We start from the raw sequence: 3,042 nt of genomic DNA, 5'->3' as shown, positions 1-3,042 counted from the left end.
CCGCACCGCCTTTTACGTGGTTATCTTCACCGCCGAATACAGGAATTTTTGCAGGATCTGTAATCGCTACAAGATTGCTCATAGCTGATGCTACCACATTGTCTGTTGGCACATAAATGGCATCAACATGTTGAGATACGAGGTTTTGAGCCGCTTGTTGAATATCGTTTACATTGGAAACAGTAACTTCTTCAACCTTGATGCCCTTTGTAGCTGCGTAAGCTTTCATCTTCTCTACTTGAATTTGAGAATTGACTTCGCTAGAGCTATAAATCGTACCGATTGTTTTAGCATTTGGTAATACTTTCAAAATCAAATCAACTTGTTGTTCCACAGGGTTCATATCGGATGTACCGGATACATTACCACCTGGATGTTCATTCGATTTAACAAGTTTAGCAGCTTCGTAATCAGTAATGGCTGTACCCAAGATTGGAATATCATGAGTTGCGTTCGCCATAGATTGAGCAGCTGGTGTAGCAATTGCTAAAATCAAATTTTTACGATCGGATACGAAACGCTGTGCAATACTGTTCAAGTTAGATTGGTCAGCTTGTGCGTTTTGTTGGTCAAAGGTAATTTTGTCAGATAAACCCTTTTCCTTAAGAGCATCAACAAAACCTTTATTGGCCGCATCTAGTGCTGGATGTTCTACGAGTTGTACAACACCAACCTTATATTCTCCATTAGATGTCGTTCCATTTGTGCCACAGCCTGTGAAAGCCATCAATGCTGCCGTCGTGAGCGCGAGGGCAATGCCTTTTTTCAAGTTCATGGGGATTTCCTTCCTATATTCGAAATAATAATACTTCTATTATAAACAACTTTGTGCACTACATCAATGTATCAGACTAAAGTATTTTACATTTGTCCTTATGTAGAGCACAAAATATATAAAAGCTTTATCATTTATCAAGTGAAGCTAACATATCTTCTGTTAATTCATTGGCCGCTAAAATGTATTCTTTTAGTGTGCCCTTATCGAGGGCCACCTTCATAACAGGTACTTCAAAGGGGTCCAAAATGACACACATTAAAATTTCACCTGTTACATAATACCCAACTACGGCTTCCCCTTCATCTTCATCCAAGGTTTCCCGTTTAACGGTCACACAATATGGTTTCATGACCTCCATAGCAGCCTTAGCTACCTCTTCGCGCGTAGCGATATATTCATTTGCCTTTGTTTCAGGAATATCAAAGATATCGACCTTTACGGTCTTAACCTCTGTTGCCTCTCCTTTAGCCGCCTCGATAGCAGCGCCTAATTCCGTTTGTTTCATCCTATACCTCACATAACATAGACTTTCACCAATGGTGAAAGCCCTATAACACTAGATTGTTTCGTCAGCTGCATTCAAAAATGCTACGTAACATCGTTTAGCTTCGTAAATATCGGCCTTAGATGTAACCTCCCATGGTGCATGCATGCTGAGGACTGCAACACCGCAGTCGATTACATTCATACCATATAGAGCCATGATGTACGCAATGGTACCACCACCGCCAAGGTCAACCTTGCCAAGTTCAGCCGTTTGGTATGTTACGTTATTAGATTCCATTACACGGCGGATAAAGCCCATATATTCTGCATTGGCATCGTTGGAACCGGATTTACCGCGAGAACCGGTAAATTTATTAAATACAACGCCCATACCAAGATAGGATGCATTTTTCTTTTCAAACGCAGATGCATATAATGGATCATATCCAGCGCTAACATCAGAGGATAGCATACGAGAATTTTCTAATGTACGGCGCACATTTACTGAATTAGGTTTGCCCATCAATGTTAAGATTTCTGCGACCGCATTTTCAAAGAAACGAGATTGCATGCCTGTAGCACCAATGGAGCCAATTTCTTCTTTATCTACAAGTAAACAGCAAGTTGTACGTTTTACTTTGTCCACTTCGAGCATAGCTACTAAGGATGTATAAGCGCATACACGGTCATCTTGACCATAAGCCAAAACCATGGAGCGGTCAAAGCCCATATCACGCGCTTTACCTGCTGGTACAATTTCAAGTTCAGCAGATAACAAATCGCGTTCTACAAATCCGTATTCTTTTTCAAGAAGGGTATTGATGAATTTAGTAACCCCTTCTTTTTCTTCATCTTTTACAGGACGGCTGCCGATAAGAAGATCTAATGCCTCCCCTTCAATAACCTTTGCTGCATTCTTTTGCATTTGTTCTTGCCCTAAATGAGGCAATAAATCGGTAATGCAGAATACAGGATCAGACTCTTTATCACCAATATTAATGTTGATACGCGTTCCATCCGTTTTTACTACAACGCCATGAATGGCAAGCGGCATAGCCACCCAGTGGTATTTTTTAATACCACCATAGTAGTGTGTATCCCAAAATACTAAATTACTATCTTCATATTGTGGATTTTGTTTTACGTCAATGCGTGGAGAATCGATATGAGCTCCAAGGATATTCATACCTAAATCTAAATCATCAGTACCAATATTAAAAAGTGCAATAGATTTATCCATATGAGTATAGTAAATCTTATCACCCGCTTTAATTGGCGTGTTTGATTTAATCAAATCTTTTAAATTGACATAGCCTGCTTCTTTTGCAGCTGCTACAGATTGAATAACACATTCTCGTTCAGTTTTACCATTATCCAAAAATTGGCGATACGAGTCACCTAATGACATTACGTCTTGTAATGTTTGTTCATCATAATTATGCCAAGCATATTTACGTTCCATAATTTCATTCCTTTCTATATACGCATATACACATTGTATAGTGTATTATGCTTTAGATTTTTCTAATAATTCTTTTTGGCGACGCTCATAATAGAGCCGCTCTTTCTCTCGGTTAATTTCCGATTTTTCTCTATATAATCTACCGATTTCGTCTGTACTATGACTGAGTACCTTTGTCACATAAAACTTGGTAACTCCTGACTTAATCGTATATTTTCCTACCTTTAACTGAATGGCAAATGCTCCGTGTTTCGGACAAACGCCTATAGATAAATGCTTATCTCCTTGTATCCGCTCAGGACGTGTCGTTTCCAAC

At 39.3% G+C, this 3,042-nt stretch carries 3 protein-coding genes and 1 pseudogene; all 4 read right to left on the bottom strand.

Annotated features, from left to right (window positions below; all coding sequences use genetic code 11):
* The coding region (locus RYP29_RS08725) for an ABC transporter substrate-binding protein (protein ID WP_311533160.1) at positions 1 to 775 on the bottom strand (775 nt) is incomplete at its 3' end.
* Between the two features lie 130 nt (positions 776 to 905).
* A complete protein-coding gene (locus RYP29_RS08720; protein ID WP_311533158.1) occupies positions 906 to 1,283 on the bottom strand; it encodes a hypothetical protein in 378 nt (125 codons plus the stop codon).
* 51 nt (positions 1,284 to 1,334) lie between these two features.
* Positions 1,335 to 2,726: an aminopeptidase gene (locus tag RYP29_RS08715; protein ID WP_311533157.1), complete on the bottom strand. Its 1,392-nt coding sequence runs from the start codon at positions 2,724 to 2,726 to the stop codon at positions 1,335 to 1,337.
* 45 nt (positions 2,727 to 2,771) lie between these two features.
* Positions 2,772 to 3,042: pseudogene (locus RYP29_RS08710) on the bottom strand (exonuclease); the annotation flags it as partial.

The sequence above is a fragment of the uncultured Veillonella sp. genome (assembly GCF_963534045.1).
In the GTDB taxonomy this organism is placed as follows: Bacteria; Bacillota; Negativicutes; order Veillonellales; family Veillonellaceae; genus Veillonella.
This window is presented reverse-complemented; position numbering and strand designations above follow the sequence as displayed.